This window comes from Colwellia marinimaniae (assembly GCF_002207865.1).
Classification (GTDB): Bacteria; Pseudomonadota; Gammaproteobacteria; order Enterobacterales; family Alteromonadaceae; genus Colwellia; species Colwellia marinimaniae.
In genome coordinates, this window is record NZ_BDQM01000550.1 from 1 (window position 1) to 231 (window position 231).

1 protein-coding gene is annotated in these 231 nt (G+C 44.2%); it reads right to left on the reverse strand.

Annotation, left to right across the window (positions count from 1 at the left end; all coding sequences use genetic code 11):
- Nucleotides 1-231: PAS domain-containing protein (locus MTCD1_RS20450; RefSeq protein ID WP_143760242.1), on the reverse strand; the 231-nt coding region annotated here is incomplete at both ends.

The following is a 231-nucleotide window of genomic DNA, read 5'->3' on the forward strand; positions in this document are numbered from 1 at the left end:
CTGTTTGCGCTGGGTGATATCGGTATGAACGCCGGTGCACCAGATAGGTTTATGATGCGCATCCCATGCTGTAAATTCCCAGCCTGTGTGGACCCATAACCAGTTTCCATCTTTGGTTTTTCGCCGGTATTCAAGTTCAAATGGTATTCCTGTTACCAAGGATGCTTTATATCGATTGGAGGCTAATTCAAAGTCATCGGGATGAATTTTCTCTAACCATTGTTCCAAGAT